The organism is Paenibacillus sp. Aloe-11, assembly GCF_000245715.1.
Taxonomy (GTDB): domain Bacteria; phylum Bacillota; class Bacilli; order Paenibacillales; family Paenibacillaceae; genus Paenibacillus; species Paenibacillus kribbensis.
The window spans coordinates 69,506-73,170 of the sequence record NZ_JH601054.1 but is presented as its reverse complement, the minus strand read 5'-3'; the positions used below and the strand labels follow the sequence as shown (position 1 = coordinate 73,170).

The following is a 3,665-nucleotide window of genomic DNA, read 5'->3' as shown; positions in this document are numbered from 1 at the left end:
ACCAGATTGCTGACACTGCCCTGCTCAATCATGACCCCTTTCGGCTGACCAGTGGTTCCTGACGTGTAGATCATATAGGCCAGATTATGGGGAGCAGCGACAGGGCTCAGGTTGCTCGCATCCTGTCCGGCCAGCCCAGCTTGCATGTCCTCATCGTCGAGGACTACAGCGCGTAAGACGGATGGCAAGCTGAGCGACAATTTAGCAATCCGGCTCGTAATCACGACCTGTGCCCCACTGTCTTGGAGCATGTAGTCAATCCGTTCCTGCGGATACATGAGATCCATCGGCACATACGCGCCTCCGGCCTTGAGTACCCCCAGAATGCTCACCAGGATATCCGCGGAACGTTCCAGCAAGATCCCTACCGGTTGATCGGCGTAAACTCCTTCCGCCTGCAGCACACGAGCCAATCGGTTCGCCCGTTCATTCAGCTCGGCGTAGGTCAGGGATTTATCCTCACATACTACCGCTACCCGCTCAGGGCTGCGCTGCGCTTGCTCTTCGAACCGTTCGCTCAGCGAACGAGCTTGTGCCTGTCCGTGTCCGGCTCCACGCATGCTATGCGCCTGCAGATCGTTGAACACGCTTAGAATCTGTTCGCTTTCTTCCGCCGTAATCAGTTCGATTTCGCCCAGCTTCACATCCGGATTCGCCGCCACAGCTTCAGCCAGCTGGATGAAGTGGCGTGTCATCCGTTCCACGGTTTCGCGCTGGTACAATGCGGTTGCATATTGCAAGCCGAACTGGATGCCTGTTTCTTCCTCACTCGCTTCCAGCGTCAGATCAAACTTCGCTGGCGTTTGCTCCAATCCGTATGGACGGAAGCTCAGGTTCGCCAACTGCAGATCGCCTTCCTCGGTAGTTTGCAGCGTAAACATCGTATCGAACAGCGGGTTGCGGCTCATATCCCGCTTCACATTCAGCTTTTCCACCAGCTCCTCAAACGGATAGTCCTGATGCTCGTAAGCTTGCAGCGCATGCGTCTTCACATCCTCCACGTAGCTGCGGAAACTTTGCTCTGCCGTCGGATAGTTCCGCAATGCCAGCGTGCCGACGAACATTCCGATGATTGGCTCCAGGTCTGCATGCGGCCGTCCGGCAATCGGCGTACCGACTACAATATCCTCTTGGCCGGTGTATTGATGCAAGAGCGCGGTGTACGCCGCCAGCAGCACCATATACAGCGTCGAGCCTGTCTGTGCCGCCAGTTCTTTCAGGCGCTCGCTGACTTCTCGTTCCAGTCCGAATACGACCGTATCTCCTTTCGTATTCCGTACCGCCGGACGTGCAAAGTCTGTCGGTAAATCCAGCACAGGCAGCTCGCCCCGGAAGGTATCCAGCCAGTACGATTCCTGACGCTGCATCCACTCCTGATGGGCCTCGCCTTGCTGCCATACCGCATAGTCTTTGTACTGAATCCGCATGGGTGACAGTTCTTCGCCGTCATACAAGCGGACAAATTCATCGGTCAGTACCCCCATGGACACCCCATCGGAGACGATGTGGTGCATATCCAGCATGAGCAGATGCTGCGGTGCTTGCTCCGGTCCTTGTACGCCCAGATCCGCCAAGCCTACCCGCAGCAGCGGAGCGGTTTGCAAATTGAACGGACGGACGAAGCGCCGTACCAGCTCTCGCGTTTCTGGGGTGACTACCATGTCTGCAGACGTGTCTGTATGCACAGTCGTATCTCCGGCCTGTACCTTCGTATACTCCACCGCAAACGGCACGTTATCCTCAATCCATTGCATCGGCTCACCGTCCACCAGGGTAAAGCGGGTACGCAAGGTCGCATGTCGGGCGATCAGTTGACCGAACACGTCCTCCACTCGCTTCACATCCAGCGGACCACTTACATGCAGTACCGACGGCATGTTGTAGTTCACATCATTTGGGTCGAACTGATGCAGCACATACAGTCGTTTTTGCGCCGAGGACAGCGGGTAGAAGCTGCGCCCTTCCGTCACCGGAATCGACGCATACGCCACTTGATCCCGGCTTTCCAGCACAGCTGCCAGCTGTTCAATCGTTGGTGCTTCAAAAATGCTGCGCAATGGAAGCGGCTTGTTCAGCTCCTTGTGAATCTTCGAGGCCAGCGTTGTCGCCCGCAGCGAATGTCCGCCAATCTCGAAGAAGTTTTCCTTCACGCCGACCTGCGCGAGGCCCAGCACATCCTGCCAAATTTGCGCCAGCTTCGCTTCCACCCACGTCCGCGGTGCAACATAGTCGGCTCCGCTTTGCAGGCTGCCTTCTGGTGCCGGCAGGGCCTTGCGGTCGATTTTGCCGTTTGGTGTCAGCGGCATCTGCTCCAGCTGTATCAAATATGAAGGCACCATGTAATTTGGCAGCTCCTGCCCCAGCTCATGTCTCAGCTGACCAGCTCCAAGCTCTTGACTCGCGACGTAGTATGCCACTAGTTGGTTTTGACCAGTTTCGTCCGCACGGGCCATGATGACCGCTTCTCGTACCGACTCCACCTGCAACAGCTGCGATTCCACCTCGCTCAGCTCGATCCGGTAACCCCGGATCTTCACCTGATGGTCGATCCGGCCCAGGTATTCGATGTTGCCGTCCGGCATCCATCTCGCCAAGTCACCTGTGCGGTACATCCGCTCATAGCCCACTTCTCCGGCCGCAAACGGATTCGGTACAAATTTCTCGGCCGTCAGCTCTGGGCGATTCAGATAACCACGGGCCAGTCCTAGACCAGACGCGCACAGCTCACCCGCTACGCCCACCGGTGCCAAATGTCCATGCACATCCACCATGTATACCCGGTGATTCGGCATAGGACGCCCGATGGAAATCACTCCTCCCGCTCTTTCGCCGGATACCGGCCATGCCGTCGTCGCTACCGAGTTTTCGGTTGGGCCATAAGCATTGTAGTATGCTACCCGATCCTTCCACTTGTATATCAGCTCTGTAGAAGTAGCTGAGCCCGCAGTGACCAGAATACGCAGGCTTGGCATATGGTCCGGTTCCAGATACACCGCATAGGTTGGCGGCAATGTCGCTACCGTAATTTGATGTTCTGACATGTATTGCTCGAATCTCTCATAGTTCAAAATCGTCTCTGATGTTGGCACGTATAACGTCGCTCCGCAGAACAGCGCCTGGAAGATTTCCCAGCAAGCCGCATCAAACGAGTAGCTGGCGAACAGCAACGTATGATCCGACGTACTGATCTGAATAGTCTGATCAAAATACGTTTTGAGATTGCATAGCCCGCGATGCTCCAGCATAACACCCTTCGGCTGCCCCGTCGTACCCGACGTATAAATCACATATGCCAGATCGTTTGGACCGGACAACGGCTCCAGATTGGAACCATCCTCGTGATAGACATCCTGCTCCCCATCCAGCGCCAGCACATTGCCGTCAAAAGCCGCTTTGTCCACCAGATGGCTTTGTGTTAACAACAGCTCTGCCCCCGAGTCGTCCAGCATGTAGCGGATACGCTCCTCTGGATAGGTCGGATCGATAGGGACATACGCGCCTCCGGCCTTCAAAATCCCGAAGATGCCCACGATCATGTCCACCGAGCGCTCGGTCATCAGACCCACCAAACGATCCTTCGTTACACCCTGACTGCGCAAGGTACGAGCCAAGCGATTCGCACGTTCATTCAGCTCGCGATAGCTCAGCAGCTCTCCTTCGAAGAA

Annotated in this window: 1 protein-coding gene; it reads right to left on the bottom strand. The window is 56.1% G+C overall.

What is annotated here, in order from left to right:
- Nucleotides 1-3,665: non-ribosomal peptide synthetase (locus WG8_RS28390; RefSeq protein ID WP_007430358.1), on the bottom strand; the 3,665-nt coding region annotated here is incomplete at both ends.